The 23,454-nt window shown below is 72.0% G+C and carries 20 protein-coding genes; 8 read left to right on the plus strand and 12 right to left on the minus strand.

The window, feature by feature from the left end; all coding sequences use genetic code 11:
• Positions 1-106: 106 nt before the first annotated feature.
• The 3 genes from ACIP6U_RS28025 to ACIP6U_RS28035 all read right to left on the minus strand — a co-directional run bounded on the left by ACIP6U_RS28025 (position 107) and on the right by ACIP6U_RS28035 (position 2,206).
• Positions 107-712 (minus strand): hypothetical protein, encoded by a 606-nt coding sequence (locus ACIP6U_RS28025; protein WP_401723183.1) that lies wholly within the window; start codon positions 710-712, stop codon positions 107-109.
• A 198-nt stretch (positions 713-910) separates the two neighbouring features.
• Positions 911-1,735, minus strand: a complete 825-nt coding sequence (locus tag ACIP6U_RS28030; RefSeq protein ID WP_401723186.1) for an MOSC domain-containing protein — start codon at positions 1,733-1,735, stop codon at positions 911-913.
• Between the two features lie 42 nt (positions 1,736-1,777).
• Positions 1,778-2,206: a DUF6643 family protein gene (locus tag ACIP6U_RS28035; RefSeq protein WP_401723187.1), complete on the minus strand. Its 429-nt coding sequence runs from the start codon at positions 2,204-2,206 to the stop codon at positions 1,778-1,780.
• A 301-nt stretch (positions 2,207-2,507) separates the two neighbouring features.
• Between ACIP6U_RS28035 and ACIP6U_RS28040 the strand changes: the two genes are divergently transcribed.
• On the plus strand, positions 2,508-3,815 hold the full coding sequence (locus tag ACIP6U_RS28040; RefSeq protein ID WP_401723871.1) for a TerD family protein: 1,308 nt from the start codon (positions 2,508-2,510) through the stop codon (positions 3,813-3,815).
• 16 nt (positions 3,816-3,831) lie between these two features.
• Here ACIP6U_RS28040 and ACIP6U_RS28045 read toward each other — a convergent pair whose 3' ends face one another.
• The gene (locus tag ACIP6U_RS28045) at positions 3,832-5,013 is read right to left on the minus strand and encodes a glycosyltransferase (RefSeq protein ID WP_401723190.1); all 1,182 of its coding nucleotides are present in this window, start codon (positions 5,011-5,013) and stop codon (positions 3,832-3,834) included.
• 57 nt (positions 5,014-5,070) lie between these two features.
• Here ACIP6U_RS28045 and ACIP6U_RS28050 point away from each other — a divergent pair, with 57 nt between their 5' ends.
• Together ACIP6U_RS28050 and ACIP6U_RS28055 are read left to right on the plus strand one after the other, a co-directional pair.
• Positions 5,071-5,856: a glutamate racemase gene (locus ACIP6U_RS28050; RefSeq protein WP_401723193.1), complete on the plus strand. Its 786-nt coding sequence runs from the start codon at positions 5,071-5,073 to the stop codon at positions 5,854-5,856.
• 136 nt (positions 5,857-5,992) lie between these two features.
• Positions 5,993-6,529, plus strand: a complete 537-nt coding sequence (locus ACIP6U_RS28055; RefSeq protein WP_401723195.1) for a hypothetical protein — start codon at positions 5,993-5,995, stop codon at positions 6,527-6,529.
• Between the two features lie 23 nt (positions 6,530-6,552).
• On the opposite strand, the gene ACIP6U_RS28060 is transcribed toward ACIP6U_RS28055, so the two are convergent.
• Positions 6,553-7,623, minus strand: a complete 1,071-nt coding sequence (locus ACIP6U_RS28060) for an O-antigen ligase family protein (RefSeq protein WP_401723198.1) — start codon at positions 7,621-7,623, stop codon at positions 6,553-6,555.
• Positions 7,624-7,852: 229 nt separating this feature from the next.
• Between ACIP6U_RS28060 and lnt the strand changes: the two genes are divergently transcribed.
• Both lnt and ACIP6U_RS28070 read left to right on the plus strand, forming a co-directional pair.
• Positions 7,853-9,463 carry an apolipoprotein N-acyltransferase gene (lnt, locus tag ACIP6U_RS28065; protein ID WP_401723200.1) on the plus strand — a complete coding sequence of 537 codons (1,611 nt, stop codon included), beginning with the start codon at positions 7,853-7,855 and terminating at the stop codon, positions 9,461-9,463.
• 68 nt (positions 9,464-9,531) lie between these two features.
• Positions 9,532-10,011 (plus strand): NUDIX hydrolase, encoded by a 480-nt coding sequence (locus ACIP6U_RS28070; protein WP_401723202.1) that lies wholly within the window; start codon positions 9,532-9,534, stop codon positions 10,009-10,011.
• Between the two features lie 32 nt (positions 10,012-10,043).
• Here ACIP6U_RS28070 and ACIP6U_RS28075 read toward each other — a convergent pair whose 3' ends face one another.
• A complete protein-coding gene (locus ACIP6U_RS28075; RefSeq protein ID WP_401723205.1) occupies positions 10,044-11,006 on the minus strand; it encodes a GlxA family transcriptional regulator in 963 nt (320 codons plus the stop codon).
• 104 nt (positions 11,007-11,110) lie between these two features.
• Here ACIP6U_RS28075 and ACIP6U_RS28080 point away from each other — a divergent pair, with 104 nt between their 5' ends.
• Entirely contained in the window at positions 11,111-11,749 is a 639-nt protein-coding gene (locus ACIP6U_RS28080) for an HD domain-containing protein (RefSeq protein WP_401723208.1), read from the plus strand.
• Between the two features lie 44 nt (positions 11,750-11,793).
• On the opposite strand, the gene ACIP6U_RS28085 is transcribed toward ACIP6U_RS28080, so the two are convergent.
• The gene (locus ACIP6U_RS28085) at positions 11,794-12,660 is read right to left on the minus strand and encodes a LysR family transcriptional regulator (protein ID WP_401723210.1); all 867 of its coding nucleotides are present in this window, start codon (positions 12,658-12,660) and stop codon (positions 11,794-11,796) included.
• A 215-nt stretch (positions 12,661-12,875) separates the two neighbouring features.
• On the opposite strand from ACIP6U_RS28085, the gene ACIP6U_RS28090 reads away from it, so the two are divergent.
• Positions 12,876-13,313: a Fur family transcriptional regulator gene (locus ACIP6U_RS28090; RefSeq protein ID WP_124001165.1), complete on the plus strand. Its 438-nt coding sequence runs from the start codon at positions 12,876-12,878 to the stop codon at positions 13,311-13,313.
• 33 nt (positions 13,314-13,346) lie between these two features.
• Positions 13,347-15,557 (plus strand): catalase/peroxidase HPI, encoded by a 2,211-nt coding sequence (gene katG, locus ACIP6U_RS28095; RefSeq protein ID WP_401723213.1) that lies wholly within the window; start codon positions 13,347-13,349, stop codon positions 15,555-15,557.
• A gap of 113 nt (positions 15,558-15,670) precedes the next feature.
• Here the strand turns inward: katG and ACIP6U_RS28100 are convergent, their stop codons facing one another.
• The 5 genes from ACIP6U_RS28100 to ACIP6U_RS28120 all read right to left on the minus strand — a co-directional run bounded on the left by ACIP6U_RS28100 (position 15,671) and on the right by ACIP6U_RS28120 (position 23,407).
• The gene (locus ACIP6U_RS28100; protein ID WP_401723216.1) at positions 15,671-17,434 is read right to left on the minus strand and encodes an FAD-dependent oxidoreductase; all 1,764 of its coding nucleotides are present in this window, start codon (positions 17,432-17,434) and stop codon (positions 15,671-15,673) included.
• A 50-nt stretch (positions 17,435-17,484) separates the two neighbouring features.
• Positions 17,485-19,428, minus strand: coding sequence for a maleylacetate reductase and hydroxyquinol 1,2-dioxygenase domain-containing protein (locus tag ACIP6U_RS28105; protein ID WP_401723218.1), 1,944 nt, complete (start codon positions 19,426-19,428; stop codon positions 17,485-17,487).
• Between the two features lie 124 nt (positions 19,429-19,552).
• Positions 19,553-20,443: a helix-turn-helix domain-containing protein gene (locus tag ACIP6U_RS28110; RefSeq protein ID WP_401723220.1), complete on the minus strand. Its 891-nt coding sequence runs from the start codon at positions 20,441-20,443 to the stop codon at positions 19,553-19,555.
• Between the two features lie 103 nt (positions 20,444-20,546).
• Entirely contained in the window at positions 20,547-22,118 is a 1,572-nt protein-coding gene (locus tag ACIP6U_RS28115) for an AbgT family transporter (RefSeq protein WP_401723223.1), read from the minus strand.
• A gap of 5 nt (positions 22,119-22,123) precedes the next feature.
• Positions 22,124-23,407, minus strand: a complete 1,284-nt coding sequence (locus ACIP6U_RS28120; protein ID WP_401723226.1) for an amidohydrolase family protein — start codon at positions 23,405-23,407, stop codon at positions 22,124-22,126.
• Positions 23,408-23,454: the final 47 nt, after the last annotated feature.

Consider the following 23,454-nt stretch of genomic DNA (forward strand, 5'->3'; position numbering starts at 1 on the left):
CGTTGCTGTGCCCCCACCTCGTGGTACGCGGGTTGATGCCGACAACCTTCGGCCGGTCCACCGTAGCGTGCGTGCGGCCGGTGGGTTGACCAGTGCCGGAATGCCGTCAACTGCCGGTGCCGGTCCGGCCCCAGTCCGGACCCGCCCGGTCCCAGGCCTGGTCCCAACGGGCGTACCGGCGGCGGACCATGCGCCACACGACCAGCCGCCGGGCGGCCTCGACCAGACCCGCGGTGAACATGGCGGCGCCGAACCCGGCGAGGACCGCGTGGGTCGTCGCCGTCGCGGAGTCCAGCGGGCGGGCCGTCGGACGGCCGTGCGCGTCGGTCCATATCCCGAAGTGGTCGCCGCGGTGCGGGACTTTGAGGTTCGCCAGGGCCGCGCCGTGCTGGGCGGTGCCGTCCGGGCCGGTCCAGTCGGCGATGACCCGGCTGCGCACCGCGCGCGACGAGGAGGTCTCGGGGTCGCTGTCCATCGGGGAGCTGTCCAGTTTGCGGACCACGGTGGCCGTGACCAGGTGCCGGGCCTTGCGCTGGTCCCGCACCGCCTGCTGCAAGGCGTCCTGGGCGGCACCGCCGGCGAGGGCGCCGACCACGGGCGCGACGAAGAGGATCAGCAGCAGGGCCGCCAGGGCCAGCCAGGCCTCGACCAGATCGGTCGTGCGGCGCAGCGGATTGCGCCGCCAGCGCCAGAGCCCACCGAGTGTCCGCACGTCCGCACCCCCTTCCCCTTCCGTGATAACTCCGCCGACCGCCGTTCACGCGAGGGCCTGGTCAAAGAGAGAGCGAAATCACCTGCGACCGGGACCTCTCATGAACTTCTTACGCATCCTCAACGCGCCGGGCCCCGGCCCCGGTTCCCGCACACCGGCCCTTGTCCGGATCTTTCCGCCGACGGCGCCGAAGGGCGGCTATTCGACGATCGTGACCGGGTCGCCGACCCGGATCGTGCCGCGCGAGAGGGGCACGAGATTCTGGCCGAAGACCAGCTTTCCGCCGATGCGGCGGTGCCGCCCCAGCGTGTGCAGCGGCTCCCGGCCCCGGTCGGCGGTGCGCTGGTCGGTGGTGGTCACGACGCAGCGTCCGCAGTTCTTCGCGGCGCGGAAGGGGACCTCGCCGATCACGATGCGGGACCAGTCGTCCTCGGCCCAGGCGGCGGTCCCGGACAGGACCACGTTCGGCCGGAAGCGGTTCATCGGCAAGGGGCCCTCGGCCGGGTGATCGCCTTGCGCGATAAGGGAGTTGAGGGCGTCGAGGGAGGCGGCCGTGGTCGCCAGCAGCGGGTAGCCGTCGGCGAAGGACACGGTCTCGCCCGGGCGGGCGTACTCCGGGTCGACGGGCCGGCGGGTGGCCGGGTCGTCCATGTGCACCAGCCGGACATCGGCACCGAGGTAGGCGCTGCACCACGCGTGCGCGGCCTCGTCATCGGCGAGGACGCCCTCGACCTTGTCGCGGAAGATCTCCACCGGCACCGTGCCGACCGGCCGCGGCACGGACACGGTCAGCGGCTCCATGCCGGGTGCGGACAGGCGAACGCCGCCGAGCACGAGCTCGGCGGCGGCCAGTGCGAGGCGCGGCTGCTGACGCTGGGTGACGACCCTTCCCCCGTCGTCGATCAGGACCCAGCGCCGGTCTCCGGCCAGACCCCAGGGCTCCACGCCGGCCTGCCGGGGCGCGAGGCCCCGGAACGCCTTGACCGGATGGACGTGAATCGACTGCAGTCGCGCGCTCCCCATGAAGCCATCGTGCCAGGGCGGACGGCCGTCGGGGAGGACGCTCTAGTAGCCGCCGCCGCGGTATTGCTGCTGGTTGTTGTACGGGTCCTGGTACTGGCCGGGACGCGGGGCCGCGGGGCGCATGGCCTCGTAACCCGTGCCGGGTGCCATCGGGCGCTGTTGCTGCGGCTGCTGAGGGCCGGGGTAACCGCGCGGGGCGGTCGACTGCGGCGGGATGTACGCCGCGGGAGCCTGCTGGAGCGGGGACGGCTGGGCGGCCTGCGGGTAGCCGTACTGGGAGGGACCCGCCGGGAGGGCGGGGAGTGCCGACGGCAACGCGGGCAGGTGACTGCCGGGTGCGTCGTAGGCGGCGGGAACCCGGATCGGGGCGATCTGCGGGGTGCCCCGCTCGGCGACGAGCCTGTCGTAGATCGGAGTGTCCGGGAAGGCGGAGTAGTAACCGCCGCCATAAGTGGAGCGGGGGGAGGTCATGGCACATAAGTTAAGCCCACGATGTGCTGGTTGGGGAGACCGATAAGAGGGTTGTTTTCCGTGTCGGCAGTGACGCGGGACCCCCAATGCGAGCGAACTCGCCAAAATAGGGCGCCGACCTGCGTTCGGATCCTGTAAAGGTCGAGTTCCGAGCCGGTTACCAGGGGTTGACCACGAGTGATCCTGTGCCCCTCATGGGAGTTCGCTGTCCCGGGGAATAGGTTGGTCGGGTAGAGAAGCCGAACAGGGCTGCCGGGACATGGACCTGGCGCGATGACACGTGATGGGGGCGGTCATGTCAATGCCGAAAGGATCGAATGTGCCGGTGCCGACGACGGCCCTGCGCGTCGAATTGGGCTGGCGTTCAGGTCCGGGCGTACCGGACGCCGACGCCTCGGCCCTTCTCCTGGTGGGCGGCAAGGTGAGGTCGGACGGCGACTTCGTCTTCTACAACCAGCCCGCACACGCGTCGGGCGCCGTCCGGCACGAGGGCAAACGGGACGGCGGCGGCAGCATCACCGACACGCTCGTCGTCGACCTCGCGCGCGTGGAGCCCGCGATCGAGACCGTCGTCCTCGTGGCGTCCGCCGACGGCGGCACGTTCGGACAGGTCCCGGACCTCTACATCGAGGTGCGCGACGCCGCCCAGAACACCGTGGCCGCCCGCTTCGACAGCACCGGCGCGAGCGTCGAGACCGCCTTCGTGCTCGGCGAGTTCTACCGCCGCCAGGGCGCCTGGAAGTTCCGCGCCGTCGGCCAGGGCTACAGCAGCGGACTCGAAGGGCTCGCCAGGGACTTCGGCATCACGGTGGACGAGCCGCAGCAGGCCGCGCCCACCCCGACTCCGACGCTCGTCACGCCTACTCCGCCCGCGCCCGTCGCCCCGCCGGTGACCGCGTACCCGCCCGTCGCACCGCCCGTGACGATGCCGCCGCCGCCCGCGCCCCCGACAGCGCCGCCCGCCGCGCCCGTACGCCTCACCAAGGTGACGCTCACCAAGTCCGCCCCCTCGGTCTCGCTGACCAAGCAGGGCGGCACCTCGGGCGCCATGCGGGTCAACCTCAACTGGCAGACGCGCAAGCAGTTCTCGGGCTGGGGCAGCAAGCGGGGCCGGGCCGTCGCCAACCACTCGGACCTCGACCTCGACCTGTGCGCACTGTACGAACTCACCGACGGCAGCAAGGGCGTCGTACAGGCCCTCGGCAACGCCTTCGGGTCCCTGCACCGTCCTCCTTACCTGCACCTCGACGGGGACGACCGCAGCGGAGCCGTCGAGAGCGGAGAGAACCTCACCATCAACCTCGACCACAAGCAGGACTTCCGGCGCATCCTCGTGTTCGTGACGATCTACGAGGGCGCGCGCTCCTTCGCCGATCTGCACGCCACGGTCACCTTGCAGCCCCAGTACGGCGCCCCGATCGACTTCTCGCTCGACGAGTGCACTGTTCCCTCCACGGTGTGCGCGCTCGCCCTGATCACCAACACCGGCAACGACCTGGTCGTCCAGCGCGAGGCCCGTTACCTGGTGCCCGAGCGCGGGGTGAGCCCGCAGCGGACCATCGACTACGCCTACGGGTGGGGCATGAACTGGACTCCCGGCCGGAAGTGACGCCTTCCGGGGCTCGCTAAAGGGCGTGCTCGTCGGGGACGGTGTCCGGACGCGCGTAGGTGCGGCCCTTCCAGGCCGCACCGCGCCCCCGGTAGTGCTGCACCGCGGAATCCACCGTCATCAGGAGGTAGAGGAACGCGGTGAACGGCAACAGGGGCGCGAGCCAGAGCGGTTGACCGTAGTAGCGGAGCATCGGGACATACGTGCCCGTCATCACCAGCCACGCCAGACCGCCGGCGAGAGCGGCCGTCGTTCCCCCGCCGGCCGAGCCCGCGATCAGTGTCACCGGCGGTACCAGATAGACCAGCGCCAGACCGAGGACCGTGCCGAGGAGCAGCAGCGGGTTGTGCCGCAACTGCGCGTAGGCGCTGCGCGAGACCATCCGCCACAGGTCGTGCAGGCGCGGGTAGGGCCGCACGCTGTCGACCCGCTCGGCCAGGCCGAGCCAGATCCGACCGCCTCCGCCCTTGACCGCCCGCGCGAGCGCGACGTCGTCGATGACTGCGTGCCGGATGGCGTCGGGGATCCGCGCCCGCTCGGCGGTGTCGGCGCGCAGCAGCACACAGCCGCCCGCCGCGGCCGCCGTACGCGTGCGTGCGCCGCCGATGCGGCGGAACGGATACAGCTGCGCGAAGAAGTAGACGAAGGCCGGCACCACCAGCCGCTCCCACACGCTCTCCACCCGCAGCCGCGCCATCTGGGAGACGACGTCGAAGCCGCCGGTGCGGGCGGCGGCGACCAACTCCCGCAGACTGTCGGGCGCGTGCGCGATGTCCGCGTCCGTCAGCAGCAGGTACTCGGGTCCACGCGCGTGTGCCAGGCCGATGCCGTGGCGCAGGGCCCACAGCTTGCCGGTCCAGCCGGTCGGGGGTTCGCCGGGCGAGTCAACGGTCAGCGGCAGCCCGCCGTGCGCGCGGGCCAGCTCGCGGGCCAGGTCGCCGGTGCCGTCCGAACTGCCGTCGTCGACGAGGAAGATCTCCGCCCGCCCGGGATAGTCCTGCGCGAGGAGCGACGGCAGGCTCTCGGGCAGTACGGCCGCCTCGTCGCGCGCGGGGACCACCACGCACACCGACGGCCATGCGTCCGGCTCCTCGCGGCGCGGCAGCCTGATGTCCGTGCGCCAGAAGAAGCCCTGACAGAGCAGCAGCCAGAGCCAGGCGGCGAGTGATACGACGGCGGTCCACGCGAGGGCGCTCACCCGCGCAGTCTGCCCCACCCCACCGGCCGGAAAGGGCTCATCGTCTATCGTGGCCGGGTGAAGATCGCGCTGATGGACTCCGGAATCGGTCTGCTGGCGGCAACCGCCGCGGTACGGCGGCTGCGACCCGACGCCGATCTCGTGCTCTCGCTGGACCCCGACGGCATGCCCTGGGGACCCAGGACCCCCGAAGACCTCACCGAGCGCGCCCTGGCCGTCGCCGAGGCCGCCGCCGCGCACCGGCCCGCCGCCCTGATCGTCGGCTGCAACACCGCGACCGTGCACGCCCTGCCCGCCCTCCGCGCCCGCCTCGAACCCGGGATCCCCGTGATCGGCACCGTCCCGGCGATCAAGCCGGCCGCGGTCGGCGGCGGACCCTTCGCGATCTGGGCCACCCCCGCCACCACCGGCAGCCCCTATCAGCGCAATCTCATCGCGGACTTCGCCGACGGCGTGCCGGTCACCGAGGTGCCCTGCCACGGGCTCGCCGAGGCCGTGGAGCACGCGGACGAGTCGGCGATCGACGCCGCCGTCGCCGCCGCTGCCGCTCTCACCCCGGACGAGGTAACGACCGTCGTCCTGGGCTGCACCCACTACGAACTCGTCGGCGAGCGCATCCGCGCCGCCGTCCAGCGCCCCGGCCGCCCGTCGCTCGTCCTGCACGGTTCCGCGGACGCCGTCGCCGCCCAGGCGCTGCGCCGCATCGGCGAGCAGGCCGCTCCTGAAGCCCCGGCCACCGGCACGCTCACGGTGCTGCTGAGCGGACGCGAGGGCGCGCTGCCCGAGCCCGCCCTCGCCTACGCCGAAGGCCGACTGCTCCGGACGGTCAGTCCCGCACGGTGACCTAAGGGCTACGTGACCTATGGGCTACGGGCTACAGGCACGAAACGGACGGCTCGGGTCCGACAACCGCCCGGTCGGCGGAGCAACTCCCCGCGACCCGGTACCCGCGCCGCGAAACCTGAGTAATCTCGTAGGCATGAGGGACCACCCCCACCCCGAGAAGACCCAGCACCCCGACCTCTGGACCGGACGCGCCACCAACCGGGTCCAGTGGCTGCTGGCACTCGGCGGCGCGGCCTGCCTGGCGCTCGGCATCGAGCTCGCCGTCGACTCCGCCTGGAAGTCCGGCGTCGCCCCGCTCGCCATGGCCGTCGTCGGCTGCATCGCGGCCGGACTGCTGGTCATCTTCGGCACCCTCGCCTTCGTGCACGTCGACCTGAAGCTCGACAAGGAGTCCCTCGAAGTGCGCTGCGGCCACATCGGTGTGCCGCGCCGCCGCATCCCGCTCTCGCACGTGTCGGGCGCCGAGTTCGACGCGCACGTCACCCCGCGTCAGTGGGGCGGCTGGGGCTACCGCTGGCGGCCCGAGAAGGGCACCGCCGTCGTCGTACGCCGGGGTGAGGGCGTCGTCCTGAGCCTGTGGGACGGTCACACGTTCACGATCACCGTGGACAACGCGGAGGCGGCCGTACGGGCCATCAAGGACAGCCTGCGGCCCGGCTCGACGCACTGAGCGCGAAGGGCTGAGGACGGAGGTCAGTCGGGCGTCAGTCGGTCACGGTGTCGGCGCACCTGCGTCTCCCGGTGCGGTGAGTCGTCGGCGAGAGGTCTCGCGGTGGCCAGGCCGGCCAGCAGCCCGGCGCCGACCGACACGGCGGTGAAGCTCAGGGCGTTGCCGATGGAGGCGATCGCCGCGAGACCGGTCAGGGCCGCGCCCGCCGTGAGCACGACCGGTGTGGGGCGCGGTGAGCGCCACAGCGCGTACAGCACCCAGCAGAAGGCCGCCCCCAGGAGGGCGACGCCCACCACGCCTTCCTCGGCCGCCAGTTGCAGCGGTGCCGAGTGCGGCTTGCCGTCCGAGAGCAGCGTCCGGGTCGCCGTCGTGCTCAACTCGCCGAAACGGCCCGGTCCGACGCCCAGCCCCGCGTTGTGACGGGCCAGCTCCAACGCGTCGTGCCACAGCTCGATCCGATGCCCGGTCAACTGGCCCGCCAGCGACTCGTCCAGGCCCTCGGGCACCGCGTTCCCGGCGAGCGCCCAGACCAGACCGGTCACCAACGCCGCGGCCAGGGCCAGTCCCGCGATGCCGAGCCCCCGGCCGGGCATCCGCCCCGCGGCCAGCGAGCAGAGCAGGACGCCGGTGCAGGTGATGAGCCCGGTGGTCGAGCCGACGACGGCCGCCGTCACCGTGATCCCGGCGCCGAGCGCGCCCAGAGCGAACCGCAGGGCCGGGGCCTCGGCCGCCCAGGCGGCGCAGCACGCGGCACCGGTGCACAGGGTCAGCAGGGCGGCGGTGGCACCGGCGTGCCCCAGCGGGGCGTAGATCTGTGGCCCCGGGGCGAGATGAGGCACGGCCACCAACAGGACCACCCCGGCCAGTGCTCCCGCCCACGGCGCGGCGACCGGCACCAGCGCTCCGCAGATCCTCCCCACGGCATAGCCGGCGGCCACGGCCAGGATCGCCAGCAGCACGCCCTCGGGGCGGCCGTCATGGGCGCCCGCCGTGATCAGTGACCACGAGGCACAGGCCCCGAGCACCACCACGCCCGCCGCGTCCGAAACGTTTCGTCTCTCGCCGTCCTCCCCAGGACCAGCGACAGATGTCATCCCAGTGGAACCCACCCAGCCCCCACCCGGTCAGCGCCCCCGGACCTCGCTCGGCCCGTCATCCGGCGGTTGACGGAGGCTCCGGCACACCGTAACCGCTGATGGACGTTTTGTGGATGAGTTGGGCAGAGATGTGCACGAACGATGCGGCGGTCGCGCCTGGTGGCGCCCGGTGCCGCCATCCGGACCGCGCTGTCGGCGCCAAGGTCACCCGCCGTACACTCCCGGAGTGACCGTCACCGCAACCTCCGTGGACGAGTCGGACACGGCGGGGCCCGAGGCCTCGCCCGCGTCCGGCGTGGCACGGCTCGTACGCCTCGTCCCGGCCCTCGTCGCCGCGCTCTCCGGAGTGCTGCTCTACGTCAGCTTCCCGCCACGCACCCTGTGGTGGCTGGCCCTGCCGGCGTTCGCGGGGTTCGCCTGGGTGCTGCGCGGGCGCGGCCTGAAGGCAGCGTTCGGTCTCGGCTACCTCTTCGGCCTGGGTTTCCTGCTGCCGCTGCTGGTGTGGACCGGCGTGGAGGTCGGCCCCGGACCGTGGCTCGCGCTGGTCGCGGCGGAGGCGGTCTTCATCGGGCTGGTCGGCGTGGGCGTCGCCGCCGTGTCGAAGCTGCCCGGCTGGCCGCTGTGGGCGGCCGCCCTGTGGATCGCGGGCGAGGCGGCACGCGCGCGTGTGCCCTTCCACGGCTTTCCCTGGGGCAAGATCGCCTTCGGCCAGGCCGACGGTGTGTTCCTGCCGCTCGCCGCGGTCGGCGGCACCCCGGTGCTCAGCTTCGCGGTCGTCCTGTGCGGCTTCGGCCTCTACGAGGCGGTCCGGCTCGGCATCGACGGCCGGCGCACCCGCACCGTGCGGCGGTCCGCCGCGGTCGTGGCCCTGCTGAGCGTGGCCGTCCCGGTGGTCGGCGCGCTCGCGGCCCGCACGCTGGTCAGCGACAAGGCCGAGGACGGCTACGCGACCGTCGCGGTCATCCAGGGCAATGTGCCCCGCGCGGGGCTCGAGTTCAACGCCCAGCGGCGGGCCGTGCTCGACTACCACGCGCGCGAGACGGAACGGCTGGCCGCCGAGGTCAAGGCCGGCAAGATCGCCAAGCCGGACTTCGTGCTGTGGCCGGAGAACTCCTCCGACGTCGACCCGTTCGCCAACGCCGACGCGCGGGCCGTCATCGACAAGGCGGCGAGGGCGATCGGCGTCCCCATCTCGGTCGGCGGCGTCGTCGAGCGCGACGGCAAGCTCTGGAACGAGCAGATTCTGTGGGACCCGACCAAGGGACCCACCGACACCTACGACAAGCGGCAGATCCAGCCCTTCGGCGAGTACCTGCCGCTGCGCTCGCTCATCGGTGCCATCAACAGCAACTGGACCTCGATGGTCCGCCAGGACTTCAGCCGGGGCACCAAGCCGGGCGTGTTCGACATGGCCGGCACCAAGGTCGGCCTGGTCACCTGCTACGAGGCCGCCTTCGACTGGGCCGTGCGCTCCGAGGTCACCGACGGCGCCCAGATCATCTCCGTACCGAGCAACAACGCCACCTTCGACCGCAGCGAGATGACCTACCAGCAGCTCGCGATGTCCCGGGTGCGGGCGGTCGAGCACAGTCGGACCGTCACCGTGCCGGTCACCAGCGGCGTCAGCGCGATCATCATGCCGGACGGGAAGATCACGCAGAAGACGGGCATGTTCGTCGCCGACCATCTCGTGCAGAAGGTGCCGCTGCGCTCGTCCGAGACCCCGGCCACCCGGCTCGGCATCCTTCCCGAGATCGCGCTGGTGCTCGTCGCCGCGGGCGGACTGGGCTGGGCGATCGCGTCCGGAGTGCGCGGGCGACGCGCCGGTGACGCGTAGCCGTACGCCGGACACACGCTCCCTGTTGGACGCCGGAGGGGCCCGAACTCCCGGTTAGGGTCGGGGACATGGCTACTCCTGACTTCATCCGTGAGATCCGTGCCTCGGCCGGTCACCAGTTGCTGTGGCTTCCCGGCGTCAGCGCCGTCGTCCTCGACGACGAGGGCAGGGTCCTGCTCGGGCAGCGTGCCGACAACCACAGGTGGGCGCTGATCTCCGGCATCCCCGACCCGGGCGAGCAGCCCGCGGTCGCCATCGCGCGGGAGGTGCAGGAGGAGACGGGCGTCCGGGTCGAGGTCGAGCGGCTGATCACCGTGCGGTCCGGGAAGCAGGTCACGTTCCCCAACGGGGACATCTGCCAGTTCATGGATCTCTGCTTCCGCTGCCGGGCACTCGACGGCGAGGCCCGGGTGAACGACGACGAGTCCCTGGCGGTCGGCTGGTTCGCGCTGGACGACCTGCCCGAGCTGACCGACTACCACCACTTCCGGATCAAGCAGGCGCTGTCCGACGAACCCACCTGGTTCGAGCCCGCGGGTTCCGAGTGACGTGAGGGCGGTGCCCCCAAGACGGCCGCGGGCTATGACGGCTGCGGGTGCGTGGTGGCGAAGCGCCTGCGGTACTCGGTCGGGGTGGTGCCCAGGTGGCGGGCGAAGGCGCGACGGAGAGTCTCGTCGCTGCCCAGCCCGCTGCGCTGCGCGGCCGAGGTCACGCTGTGCCCGTCGAGGAGGAGTTGGCGCGCGCGGTCGAGCCGGACGCGCTCGACCCAGCGCGCGGGCGTGGTGTCCAGCTCGGTCTGGAACAGCCGGGTCAGATGCCGGGTGCTCACGGCGACGGACGCGGCCATGGCGGGCAGGCTGTGGTTGGCACCCGGGTCGGCCAGCACCGCCGTGGTCAGGGTGCGCAGCAGGTCGCTGCGGGCCGGCGGGGTCATCAGCGCCGTGGAGAACTGCGACTGTCCGCCCGGGCGTTGCATGAAGACGACCAGCTCGCGGGCCGCCTCCCGGGCCGCGTCCGCGCCGTGGTCGTCCTCGACCAGCGCGAGGGCCAGATCGATGCCCGCGCTGATTCCCGCGGAGGTGAGGTAGCGGCCGTCCCGGACATGGAGGGCGTCCGGCTCGACCCGCACCCGCGGATGGCGCCGGGCCAGCGCCTCGGCCTGCCGCCAGTGGGTGGTCGCCCTGCGTCCGTCCAGCAGGCCCAGCTCGGCGAGGACGAAGGCGCCGGTGCACACCGAGGCGACGCGCGACGCCCGCTCGGCGAGGACGGCGGCGGCCGCCAGCAGCTCCTCCTCGACGGGCGGCACCGCGAGCCGGTCGGCTCCGGCGACCACCAGCGTGTCCACCGGGCCCGCCTCCGCGGCTGCCAGCGTCCGCGCCAGCACCACGCCCGAGGCCGTCGTGACATCACCCCCGCGCGGGGAGACGAGTACGGGCTCGTAGCGGGGATCAGGTCGTCCGGCCTTGATCAGCACCTCCAGCGGACCGCTGACGTCCAGCAGGGTCACGCCGTCGAACACGAGGAAGGCGACCCGATGCGTCATGTCTGAATCTGTGGGTTGTACGGCAGTGAGGACACGGCGCCAGGATAGGTCACCGCGCGAGCCTGAAGGAGGTCACCGACCGACGGAACGAGGAAGGCAGCATCATGAGCGAAACGATCGCGGACGTACGGATCCCGGACAGCGCACTGGCACGGGAGGCGACCGAACTGGTGCGGGACGCCGCCTCACCGCTGCTGTTCGACCACTCCCGGCGGGTGTTCCTGTTCGGATCGCTGCGCGGCCGGGAGCAGGGGCTGTCCTTCGACCCCGAACTGCTCTACGTGGGCGCGATGTTCCACGACCTGGGACTGACCGAGCGGTTCCGCCGTACCGACCAGCGGTTCGAGATCGACGGCGCCGACGAGGCCCGCCGCTTCCTGCGCGCGCACGGCATCGACGGCGAGCCGGCCGACCGGGTCTGGACGGCCATCGCTCTGCACACCACCCCCGAGATCCCGCTGCACATGGCGCCCGAGGTGGCCCTGGTCACCCGCGGGGTGGAACTGGACGTCCTGGGCATCGGCTACCACGCCGTGTCCGACGAGCAGCGTGCCGCCGTCGTCGCGGCCCACCCCCGCCCGGACTTCAAGAACCGCATCCTCGCGGCCTTCACCGAGGGCATCGAGGCCCGTCCCGACACCACCTTCGGCAACGTCAAGGCGGACGTGCTGGCCCACTTCTCGCCCGGGTTCGTGCGCGGCGACTTCGTCGAGGTCATCAAGGGCTCCGACTGGGCCGAGTAGCCGGGGGAGCGACGCGGGCCGGTCCTGCTGCCGGCCCGCGACGATCATCGCTGCGTGATGTGGCGCAGGAGCGCCGTCACGGCCGGCGGCAGCTCCCCGCGCGGATGGACCACGCGTACCGACCACGCGGGTGCGTGCCCGGTGAAGGGGCGTACCGGGAGGTCGGGGAACCGGGCCGCGAGGGACGGCGGCATGATGCACACCCCGAGGCGGTGCCGGACGAGATCGGTGGCCGCCAGCAGGTCGTTCACCTCGAAGGTGACCGTGCGCTCCAGGGACGCCCTGCGGAAGGCCCTGTCGACCGCGTGCCGGACCGCCCAGCCCGGGGAGAAGTCCACCAGCGGCAGCCGGGCCGCCTCGGCGAGCGTCACCGGGCCCTCACGCGGCAGGCCGTCCGCCGCCGGGGCGGTCACCAGGACCATCTCCTCCCGCGCCAGCAATCGGGTCGTCAGACCGCGCTGAGACGGCGCGTCGAGCGCGGCCACGGCCAGGTCGACGGTCCCGTCGCGCAGGGCCCGCGGGATCTCCTCGGCCGGCGCCTGACGCAGCCGCACCACCACGCCCGGGTGTTCCCGATGGAAGCCGGCCAGTGCCTCGGCACCGCCGTACAGGCCCTGCATGACGCCGATCGTCAGCTCACCGCGCAGTTCTCCCTGGGTGAGGTCGACCGCGGTCCTGGCCTCCTCGGCGGCGCGCAGGGTGGCGCGGGCCGCCGGTAGGAAAGCGTGCCCCGCGGGGGTCAGCGACACCCGGTGGGTGGTGCGCTGGAACAGCGCCGCGCCCAGTTCACGCTCCAGGGCCCGGACCGTGCTGGAGACCGCGGACTGCACGACATGCAGCCGCCGGGCCGCGGCGCTGAACCCGCCCTCCTCGGCGACCGCGACGACGACCTCCATCTGACGAAGGTCCATGGTCTCCTCCTCGGCTGTCGCGCTCTGGCCATCTCATACGCAGATGACCACCAGCTTGAATCATCTGCGCCGGAATCGAGCCCGCCGCGCCCGGTGCTCCATGCGTGCAACGTCCCGGTCCGCGTGGCACAGTCCTGACCGTTGACCTGCGCGACACCAAACTTGGGTGATTCGTTTTCTTGAATCATTAGTGTTTGTGCCGGTAGGTTGGCGCCATGACCGCATCCCAGCCTCCGACCACCGCAGACGAGCTGCGCGGTGCCGGCCTGCGGGTGACGGCCGCTCGCGTCGCGCTGCTCGAGACCGTCCGGGGCGGTGATCACCTCGGGGTCGAGGCGATCGCGTCCGGGGTGCGCGAGCGCGTGGGCCACATTTCCGTACAAGCCGTGTACGACGCACTCCACGCGCTCACCTCGGCGGGACTCATACGCCGTATCGAACCGGCCGGCAGCCCCGCCCGGTTCGAGGGACGCGTGGGAGACAACCACCACCACGTGCTGTGCCGGTCCTGCGGCGCCGTCGCCGATGTCGACTGCGCCGTCGGCGACGCCCCCTGCCTGACCGCCTCCGACGACCACGGCTTCTCGATCGACGAGGCCGAGGTCATCTACTGGGGCCTGTGCCCCGCCTGTAGCAACGCCCCCAGCTCCTGAGCAACGTGATTCACCCAGTTCGGAAGGATTCCCATGTCTGAGAACCACGACGCAATCGTCACGGACGCGAAGTCGGAGGACGCCGGGGGCTGCCCCGTCGCGCACGGGCGCGCCCCGCACCCGACCCAGGGCGGCGGAAACCGTCAGTGGTGGCCGGAGCGGCTCAACCTGAAGATCCTTGCCAAGGACCCGGTGGTCGCGAACCCGCTCGGTGCGGAGTTCGACTACGCCGAGGCGTTCCAGGGTCTCGACCTCGCGGCCGTCAAACAGGACATCGCCGAGGTACTGACCACCTCGCAGGACTGGTGGCCGGCGGACTTCGGCAACTACGGCCCGCTGATGATCCGGATGGCCTGGCACAGCGCCGGCACCTACCGCATCAGCGACGGCCGTGGCGGTGGCGGCCGCGGTCAGCAGCGCTTCGCGCCGCTGAACAGCTGGCCGGACAACGGCAACCTCGACAAGGCTCGCCGGCTGCTGTGGCCGGTCAAGAAGAAGTACGGCCAGTCCATCTCCTGGGCCGACCTGCTGATCCTCACGGGCAACGTGGCGCTGGAGACGATGGGCTTCGAGACCTTCGGCTTCGGCGGCGGCCGCGCCGACGTCTGGGAGGCCGACGAGGACGTGTACTGGGGTCCCGAGACCACTTGGCTCGACGACCAGCGCTACACCGGCGACCGCGAGCTGGAGAACCCGCTCGGCGCCGTCCAGATGGGCCTCATCTACGTCAACCCCGAGGGCCCCAACGGCAACCCGGACCCGCTGGCCGCGGCCCGCGACATCCGTGAGACCTTCCGCCGCATGGCGATGAACGACGAGGAGACCGTCGCCCTCATCGCCGGTGGTCACACCTTCGGCAAGACCCACGGCGCGGGCCCGGCCGAGTCGGTCGGCGACGACCCCGAGGCCGCGTCCATCGAGCAGCAGGGCCTGGGCTGGAAGTCCACCTACGGCACCGGCAAGGGCGGCGACGCCATCACCTCCGGTCTCGAGGTCACCTGGACCACCAAGCCCACCCAGTGGAGCAACGACTTCTTCGACATCCTCTTCGGCTACGAGTGGGAGCTGACCCAGAGCCCCGCCGGCGCCAACCAGTGGGTGGCCAAGGACGCTCAGGCGATCATCCCGGACGCCCACAGCGACGCCAAGAAGCTCCCCACGATGCTCACCACCGACCTCTCGCTGCGCTTCGACCCGATCTACGGTGAGATCTCCAAGCGCTTCCACGAGAACCCGGCCGAGTTCGCGGACGCCTTCGCCCGCGCCTGGTACAAGCTGACCCACCGCGACCTGGGCCCGAAGTCCCTGTACCTCGGCCCGGAGGTCCCGGCCGAGACCCTGCTGTGGCAGGACCCGCTGCCGCAGGCCGAGGGCGAGACCATCGACGCGGCCGACGTCACGGCCCTCAAGGCGAAGCTCCTCGCCTCCGGCCTGACTGTCTCGCAGCTGGTGTCCACCGCGTGGGCGTCCGCCTCCACCCACCGGGGCAGCGACAAGCGCGGCGGCGCCAACGGTGCCCGCATCCGCCTGGAGCCGCAGCGCGGCTGGGAGGCCAACGACCCCGACCAGCTCGCCCAGGTGCTGCGGGTCCTCGAGGGCATCCAGCAGGAGTTCAACTCCGGCGCCAAGAAGGTCTCCCTGGCCGACCTGATCGTCCTCGGCGGTGCCGCCGCGGTCGAGAAGGCCGCCAAGGACGGCGGCGTCGACGTGGAGGTCCCCTTCACGCCGGGCCGTGTCGACGCGACCGAGGAGCACACGGACGTCGAGTCGTTCGCCGCCCTTGAGCCGACCTCCGACGGCTTCCGCAACTACCTCGGCAAGGGCAACCGCCTCCCCGCCGAGTACCTGCTGCTGGACCGGGCGAACCTGCTCACGCTGACCGCCCCCGAGCTGACCGTCCTCGTCGGCGGCCTGCGTGTCCTGGGCGCCAACCAGGGCCAGTCCACGCACGGTGTCCTCACCGACAGGGTCGGCACGCTGACGAACGACTTCTTCGTCAACCTGCTCGACCTGGGCACCACGTGGTCGTCGACCTCCTCGGACCAGCAGACCTTCGAGGGCCGCGACGCCTCCGGTGCCGTCAAGTGGACCGGCACCCGTGCCGACCTGGTCTTCGGCTCGAACTCCGAACTCCGCGCGCTCGCCGAGGTCTACGCGAGCGACGACGCGAAGGAGAAGTTCGTGAAGGACTTCGTCGCCGCCTGGGCCAAGGTCTCGGACCTGGACCGGTTCGACCTCGTCTGATCAATCGCGTCCGATCGCTGCGGCGGTCATGACGAACGACGTCCGGGTCGGCTCCCGTGAGCCGGCCCGGACGTTCGCGTTGCGGAGGTTCCGACGGAGGGCGTCCTACGCCGTCAGCGGTCCAGGACGGACTTCAGCGCCCGGGTCAACTCCGCGCCCGCGTCGGCCGCGTCCGCCGGCGGGGACGTTCGCCGCCACGCGATGTATCCGTCCGGGCGCACCAGCAGACAGCCGTCCTCCTCGATCTCGCCGAGCCGGTACCAGTCGCCGTACGCGTCCCGGGCGCCCTCGGCGCCGATGCGGACCAGGCGCAGCGGTACGCCCAGTTCGGCCACGGCCCTGCGCACGGCGTCCTGCCAGATGCCGCCGGAGACTCCGGTGACCAGGGAGAAGGCGCCCTTGCCGACCAGGTCGAGAGTGGAGACGCGGTGGCCGGCGGCGTCGATCAGCCAGCAGTGCGGGATCTTCGCCCCGGGGCGGGTGGTGGGCCGGTGGTACAACTCCCGGTCGTGCGGCCAGAGTTCGTCAGGGCCTCCGTCGTCCAGGACGGCGGTGGAGGAGTAGCGCTGGTTGAGTTCGACGCCGTGCGCGTTGAACTCGTAGTTCTTGAGTTCCACCGCCCGCTCCAGCTCGCGTCGCCGCTTCGCGCCCGCCGTGTCCTGGGTGCGGCAGGCCTCCAGCGCGCGCTCGATGCCGTCGGCGTCGCTGCCGCCGCCGATGCCCAGCGCCTCGAAGATCGGCCCGAACTGGTCGCGGCTCAGGTTGGCGCGGTCGACGATCTGCTTGCCGATCGGGGCCCGTTCCGCGCTGTAGGTGTCCAGCAGCGCGGGTCCTGCCTCGCCGCGGATCACCATGGCGAGCTTCCAGGCCAGGTTGAAGGAGTCCTGGATCGAGGTGTTGGAGCCGAGGCCGTTGGACGGCGGATGCCGGTGCACGGCGTCCCCGGCGCAGAAGACCCGGCCGGCCGAATAGGCGGTGGCATAGCTGTGGTTGACCGTCCACAGGGACGTCGACGTGATCTCCACGTCCAGATCGGGGGCGCCCACGAGGTCGCGCACGATCCGGCGGGCCTCGGCCTCGTCCACCTGCGGCGGCGGCTGCTCGATGTCGTACCCCCACACCAGCAGCCACTCGTCCCACGGGCGGACCATGCGCACCAGGCCCATGCCGATGCCGCCGGTCTCGGCGCCGGGCTGCATCACCCAGTACAGAACGCTGGGGCGGTGCGCGACATGGGCCGAGAGGTCGGCGCGGAACAGGATGTTCATGCTGCCGGCCTTGCCCTCCTGGCCGGCGATCGGCAGCCCGATCTGCTCGGCGACGAGACTGCGGCCGCCGTCCGCGCCGATCAGATAGCGGGCCCGCAGGGTGAACTCGTCGCCACGCACGCGGTCGCGCAGATACGCGGTGACGCCGTCGTCGTCCTGCTCCAGGCGCAGGAACTCGGTGTCGAAGCGGGCCTTGGCGCCGCGCGCCGCCGCGTTCGAGACCAGCAGCGGCTCCATGTAGGTCTGCGGCAGGTCGATCATGGGGGAGGGGCTGGCGGCCGTGTACTCGCTGAGCCGGTCGTCGCCGGTGCCCCAGGTGCGGATCCGGGCGATCTCCTCGCCCGCGATCGAGGTGCAGAAGACCGTGTCGCCCATGAGGTGCTGGGGAGTTCCGGCGGCCAGCGCCTCCTCCTCGACCCCCTGGTCGCGCAGCACCTCCAGGGTGCGCTGGTTGGTGATGTGGGCGCGGGGGGTGTTGGCCACCCACCCGTACTTGTTGATCATCGTGACGCGTATGCCGTAACTGGCGAGCAGCAGCGCGGCCGTCCCGCCGGCCGGGCCGCTGCCGACGACCAGGACGTCGGTGTCGTAGCTGGTTGCGCGGCTCATGGTGTCTGTCGTCTCCTGCGAGGTCGAGTCCTGCGGGGTCGATACGGGGCTCACGCGCCCGGGGCCAGGCGGAAGGTGTAGGTGAGGCGGTGCCAAGGGCCGTCCACGGTACGGCCGTCGGGGGTCGGGCCCTTCTGCTCGGGGTAGTCCACGACGAGCGCGTCCTTCACGCCGAAGACCGTGTCGTCGTCGATGTACCGGCCGCCCGCGACGAACAGTTGGGTGATCAGGGCCTTGCGGCCGGGGGCGCCGATCATGAAGTGGACGTGCGGTGCGCGGAAGGGGTGCCGGGCCGTGGCGTCCAGGAGCTGACCCACCGGACCGTCGTCGGGGATGGGGTACGGCACCGGCACGAGCGACCAGAAGACGAGCCGGCCGTCGGCGTCGGTGTGGAACCGGGCGCGCAGCACCGGCCCGTCCTGGTCCGGGAGTTGGACGTCGTAGAAACCGTCGGCGTTGGCCTGCCAGACGTCCACGACCGCGTCCGCGATCGGCGCGCCCTCGATGTCCGTGACCCGCACGTCCACGTACAGCGGCGCTCCGTCGAGGCCCGCGGCGATGTCGTCCCCGTGCGCCCGCGGCGGCGGGCCCTCGACGTAGAACGGGCCGAGCACGGCGGACGGAGTGGCCTCGGCGGTACGGGAGTTGGTGAGCACGTCCACCGCGCTGGACACGCCGAGGGTGTCGGAGAGCAGGATGAACTCCTGCCGGGTGGGGCTGCTCAACTGGCCGGTGCGGGTGAGGAATTCGATCGCCAGGTTCCACTCGGCCTGGGTCAGGTCGTTGTCGGCGGCGAAGCCGTGCAGGTGGCGGACCAGGTCGGTGAGCAGCTTCCGGGTGCGGGCGTCGGGCGCGCGGTCGAAGCTGGTGGTGACCTCGTCGAGCAGGGTGCGCAGTTGGGCGGCGAGCGGGTCGCCGGGCGGCGGGCGGTGACCGGACCAGGCGTCCTGGAGGAGGGCGGCGATCCCGTCCGCGGTCACCGGGCGCGGGTTGAGGTACGGGGTGGCGGTGGCGAGTTCGACCGCGCGCGGGAGATCCTCGGCCGCCATGCCCAGGTCGCGCAGGGAGCGGGGACCGTTCAGCGCGGTGACGAGGTCGTACACGGCGGTGGGCGCGTCCGGCGCCGGACCGGCGCCCGGCCCTGACAGCGCGCGGGCGATCCGGCGCATCGCGTCCCCGGCCGCGGGCGCGTTGTACGCCATCGCGTGCGGCAGTACCACGGTGTGCGTGTCGGCGTGCGGCAGGCCGAAGGAGCCGCCGAGCGTGTGGCACAGCTTGTGGTGCAGGCCCATGCCGACGGTGCCCAGGCAGGTGCCGGCCAGCCAGGCCGCCTCCAGCGCGTCGGCGCGCGCCTCGCTGTCGGCGGGATCGGCGGCGATCCGGGGCAGCGCCGAGGAGAGCAGCCGGATCGCCCGCAGCGCCAGCTCGTCCGTGACCGGGTCCGGCTGCGGGGCGTACAGCGCCTCCACGGCGTGCGCCATGGCGTTGACGCCGCTGGTCACCGAGGTGCGGACGGGCAGGCCGAGGGTGAGGGAGACGTCGTAGAGGATCGTCCGTGGGCGGATCTCGGGGGCGGAGCGGGTGGTCTTGACGCCGTCGCGTGTCTCGCCCAGGACCGGGGTGGCCTCGGAGCCCGCGTACGTGGTCGGTACGACCACCTGGGGGAGTCCCGTGCGGACTGCGAGGGCCTTGGAGAGGCCGACGGCCGATCCGCCGCCGAGGGCCACCAGGCAGTCGGCGCCCGTCTCCCGTACGGCTTCCAGGGCGCGCTCGGTGACGTCCACCGGCGTGTGCATCCTGGCCTCGGTGAACTCCCCGGCGGACAGGGAGCCGAGGGCCCGCCTCGCCCGTTCGACCAGGTCCGTGCGCGTCGGCGTGGTCAGGATCAGGGCCCGGGTGCGGCCCAGGGCCTCGACCTCCTCGCGCAGTCGTCCCAGGGTTCCGGTCCCGAAGACGACCTTCACCAAATGGCCGGAGTGGACGAACTCCCGCATGCGGCTCTCCGATGTGCGTGGCTCCGGGGTGCGGCGCTGCACCCCTGTTCAGGAGTATGGCCACGCGGCGCCGGGCGCGCCTGCACGAAACGTGCCGGGCGCTGCACGAAAGACGCGCCGACCGTCAGCCTTCTCGGCGCAGGGCCGCCGGAGTGGTGCCCAGCTGGGCGCGCAGCACCCGGGTGAGGTGCTCCTGGTGGGAGAAGCCGCAGACGGCCGCGATCTCGGCGATGGGCTGGGTCCCGGTGCGCAGCAGCCGGGCGGCCCGCTCGACGCGCAGCCGCATCAGATAGCGGTGCGGCGGCCGTCCTGCCCGGTCCTTGAAAGCACGCGCGAACCGGCTGACGCCAAGCCCGGCCGCCGCGGCCAGCTCCGTGAGCGGCAGCGGCTCCCCGAGCCGCGCCTCCATCAGGTCGCGTACGGCAGTGAACTGACGGTCAGTCAATCCCGTTGCCCTGTCCAGTGGTTCACTTCCCGCACGGCGTACGTTGCTGTGTCGCCAGGCGAGTTGACCGGCGAGCGTGAGGACCAGCTGGTCCGCGTACGTGCGGCCGGCCGGGGCACCCTCGCGGACCACGCCGTCCAGGGCCAGGACCAGCTGCTCCAACAGCGGGTCGGTGACGCCGAGTTCCTCGTTGAGGCGCACGGGGACGTGGTCGTCGCCGACGGCCGCGCGCAGGATGTCGTCCGCGACGTACACGTGGACGGTCTTGAGCGGGCCGCCGAGTTCGACGTCCAGGGTGGTCTCGGCGGGGTGGAGGAACAGGCCGCCCGGCGGGACGCGGCTGACCTCGGTGAGGCCGCGGCGCCCGCGGCGGACCGTGACGGGGCCGTCCAGGTGCAGGATCAGCAGGTGGCTGGGCGCCCCGTCGAAGGCCTTGCGGTAGGGGAGCTCGTCCTGGGCGGAGAGGTACAGCCCCTGCCAGCCGAGCCCCGCGCTGGTCCGTCGCGGACGCACCCACGGCAGTCCGAGGATGCCCAGGGTGTCGTCCACGCCCAGTTCCCGCATCGGCATCAAGGCCGCTCCCACCTGCCCCTCGGATCCGCCGCCTGGAGCGGACCGGTACGTCAATGGTGGCGCAGGCGGGCGGCCGGAGAAAGCGTGAGGCGGGAGGCGGTCACTTCAGACCGATGTGCGCCCCCGGTCCCAGCGGCAGGTCGAAACCGTAGAAGATGCCCAGGATCACCAGCCAGACCGCGAGGAACGGCACGACGAACACCGACAGGCGGGCGATGAGCGTGCCGAGGCGGGCGTCCGGTTCGTAGCGGCGCAGCAGGGCCAGGAGCAGGAAGACGTACGGGTTCATCGGCGTGATGATGCCGGTGGCGGAGTCGCCGATGCGGAACGCGGCCTGGGAGAGCGCCGGGCTCATGCCGAGCAGCATGAACGCGGGCACGAAGACCGGTCCGACCAGTGACCACAGGGCCGAGCCGGAGACGATGAAGAGGTTGAGGCAGGACGCCAGGAGTACGAAGGCCACCAGGACCCAGAAGCCGGTCAGGCCGATGGAGTTCAGCCCGGCCGCGGCCTTCACGGCGAGCAGCACGCCCAGGTTGGACCAGTTGAACAGGGCGATGACCTGAGCGGCGACGAACATCAGGACGATGTAGCCCGACATGTTCCTCACCGACTCGGACATGGCGGTGACCACACCCTCCGCGCCCGACACCGTCTTCACGGTGAAGCCGTAGGTGAGTCCGGCCAGCAGGAACGCGCCGAACAGTACCGGGACGATGCCGGTGAGCAGCGGCGAGGGCACCAGCGCCCCGCCCTCGCCGCGCAGCGGTGCTCCCGCCGGTAGCCACAGGGACAGCACGGCACCCGCGTACACGACCACGACCAGGCCGGTCACCAGCAGGCCGCGGCGCTGGACCGGGGTGAGGGTCAGGTCCTGCTCCTCGGGCTCGTCGTCCCCGGGCACGTAGGCCGGCAGCCGCGGTTCCAGGACACGGCTGATGAGGAAGCCGCCGAGCAGGCCGAGGACGATGCTGCTGGACGCGGTGAAGTAGTAGTTGACCAGGATGTTCAGGTCCAGGCCCTGGGCCGCGGGCAGGACCGAGGCGGCCTGCTGGGTGATGCCGATGTACAGGGCGTCCAGCGAACCGATGGTGAACCCGGCCGCGTAGCCCGCGCCGACACAGGCGAAGCCGCCGATCAGGCCGGCCACGGGATGGCGTCCGGCGGCCTTGAAGACCACGGCCGCCAGCGGCGGGAGCACGATCGCGGCCACGTCGCTCATCATGTGCGCCTGACAGGCGACCAGCGCCACCAGGTACGGCAGCACCTTCCGCGGGGCGCGGGCCAGCGTGGCCCGCATGACCGTCTCCAGGAGCCCGGTCCGCTCCGCGAGGCCCACCGCCATGATCATGATGAGCACGGCCCCGACCGGCGGGAAGGTGGCGAAGTTGATGACCAGGTTCTGCGTCAGCCAGCTGATCCCCGCGCCGGTGAACAGCCCGGTGACCGGCTTGGTCTCGTCGGTGCCGGGGACCGTGACGGTGACGTCCGCCAGCGAGAGGGCGGTCGAGACGAGGGCCAGGACCAGGAAGAGACAGGTGAACAGGACGATCGGGTTGGGCAGCGCGTTGCCGACCCGCTCGATCAGCCCCAGCACCCGGTCGATGCCGCGTCGGCCTTCGGTCTCCGGGGACTTGCTGTCCGGAGTGGGCAGTTCGGTCAGTGAGGACATCGGCGCTACCGCCTTCCGGTGGTGCCCGCGGCGGGCAGCAGATCTTTGCGTACGACGCCGTCCTGGACGACGCAGACCACGTTCGCCGGATCGCCCAGGACGCCGATGTCCCGCAAGGGGTCGCCGTCGCAGAGGATCAGGTCGGCGGTGCGGCCGGCGGTCAGGGTGCCCAACCGGTCGGCGACACCGAGGAGCTCGGCGGAGGTGCGGGTCCCGGCGACGACGGCCGCCATCGGATCCATGCCGAGATCGACGAGGTAACTGAGTTCCATCAGGTTCACGCCGTGCGGGCCGACGGCGGCGTCGGTGCCGAGCGCGATCCGGGCACCGTACTCGATGGCCCGGGCGATGTTCTCCTTCGTGATGCCCGACCAGCGGGTCTTCTTCTGGTAGTGGAAGTCGGGCATCGTGTCCTTGTCGATCCCCGCGTACACGGTGGACAGCGTCGGGACGACGAACACCTCCCGCTCGCCCGCCAGGTCGAGAGCCCGCTCGTCGAGCCCGTAGCCGTGCTCGATGCTGGTGACCCCGCCGCGCAGGGCGTTGAGGATGCCGGCGTTGCCCTGGGCGTGCGCGGCGACGGGCTTGCCGCCGTGGCGTCGGGCCTCGTCGACCACGGCCCGGATCTCCTCCTCCAGGAGGCCCTCGTCGTCGGGCTGGTCGTAGGGGCTGCCCATGCCGCCGGTGGCGCAGATCTTCACCAGGTCCGCGCCCTCGCGCAGCACCCGGCGCACGGCGAGCCGGGCCTCGTCGGCGGTGTCGGCGATCTCCGACATCCCGGCGCTGAGGTCGGTGCCGTCGGGCAGGCGTACGTCGGCGTGTCCGCCGGTGTGGCTGATGATCCGTACCGCTGTGTGCAGGTGCGGTCCCACCACCCGGCCGCTCTCCACGGCCGTGCGGAATCCCGCCGACAGACCGCCCAGGTCGCGGGCGCTGGTGACGCCGGCGTCCAGGGTCTGCTGCAGCCGGGTGACGGTGTCCAGGGTGACCAGGACGGGATCGAGTTCGGCCCGGCGGCCGGGCGCCGAGCCGTGCGCGTAGGCGAGGTGCACGTGGCAGTCGAAGAAGCCGGGCAGGACGGTCCGGCCGGCGGCGTCGATCACACGCGCGTCCGCAGGTCGGTCGGCCGTCGTAGGCTCGGTCGCGGCGGGGCCGGCGTAGGTGATCGTGCCCTGGGCATCGACGGTGATGACGGCGTCGTCGACCGGCGGCGAACCGGTCCCGTCGACGAGCCTGGCGCCGTGTATCCGCAGAGCGGTCCGGGCTTCCCGAATGGTGGGGTGGGTCATGGGGCGCGGTCACTCCTCCGTGGTCGTGGACAGGGAACGGAGTGTGG

Origin of the sequence: Streptomyces sp. NPDC088794, from assembly GCF_044750545.1 — a bacterium.
GTDB lineage: Bacteria > Actinomycetota > Actinomycetes > Streptomycetales > Streptomycetaceae > Streptomyces.

Bases quoted from the DNA above. Each gene is read 5' to 3' on its own strand.
- ACIP6U_RS28030 (WP_401723186.1), bottom strand. From the start codon at position 1,735: ATGGGGAGCGCGCGACTGCAGTCGATTCACGTCCATCCGGTCAAGGCG.
- ACIP6U_RS28035 (WP_401723187.1), bottom strand. From the start codon at position 2,206: ATGACCTCCCCCCGCTCCACTTATGGCGGCGGTTACTACTCCGCCTTC.
- ACIP6U_RS28040 (WP_401723871.1), top strand. From the start codon at position 2,508: ATGCCGAAAGGATCGAATGTGCCGGTGCCGACGACGGCCCTGCGCGTC.
- ACIP6U_RS28055 (WP_401723195.1), top strand. From the start codon at position 5,993: ATGAGGGACCACCCCCACCCCGAGAAGACCCAGCACCCCGACCTCTGG.
- ACIP6U_RS28060 (WP_401723198.1), bottom strand. From the start codon at position 7,623: ATGACATCTGTCGCTGGTCCTGGGGAGGACGGCGAGAGACGAAACGTT.
- ACIP6U_RS28070 (WP_401723202.1), top strand. From the start codon at position 9,532: ATGGCTACTCCTGACTTCATCCGTGAGATCCGTGCCTCGGCCGGTCAC.
- ACIP6U_RS28075 (WP_401723205.1), bottom strand. From the start codon at position 11,006: ATGACGCATCGGGTCGCCTTCCTCGTGTTCGACGGCGTGACCCTGCTG.
- ACIP6U_RS28080 (WP_401723208.1), top strand. From the start codon at position 11,111: ATGAGCGAAACGATCGCGGACGTACGGATCCCGGACAGCGCACTGGCA.
- ACIP6U_RS28085 (WP_401723210.1), bottom strand. From the start codon at position 12,660: ATGGACCTTCGTCAGATGGAGGTCGTCGTCGCGGTCGCCGAGGAGGGC.
- ACIP6U_RS28090 (WP_124001165.1), top strand. From the start codon at position 12,876: ATGACCGCATCCCAGCCTCCGACCACCGCAGACGAGCTGCGCGGTGCC.
- katG (WP_401723213.1), top strand. From the start codon at position 13,347: ATGTCTGAGAACCACGACGCAATCGTCACGGACGCGAAGTCGGAGGAC.
- ACIP6U_RS28100 (WP_401723216.1), bottom strand. From the start codon at position 17,434: ATGAGCCGCGCAACCAGCTACGACACCGACGTCCTGGTCGTCGGCAGC.
- ACIP6U_RS28105 (WP_401723218.1), bottom strand. From the start codon at position 19,428: ATGCGGGAGTTCGTCCACTCCGGCCATTTGGTGAAGGTCGTCTTCGGG.
- ACIP6U_RS28110 (WP_401723220.1), bottom strand. From the start codon at position 20,443: ATGCCGATGCGGGAACTGGGCGTGGACGACACCCTGGGCATCCTCGGA.
- ACIP6U_RS28115 (WP_401723223.1), bottom strand. From the start codon at position 22,118: ATGTCCTCACTGACCGAACTGCCCACTCCGGACAGCAAGTCCCCGGAG.
- ACIP6U_RS28120 (WP_401723226.1), bottom strand. From the start codon at position 23,407: ATGACCCACCCCACCATTCGGGAAGCCCGGACCGCTCTGCGGATACAC.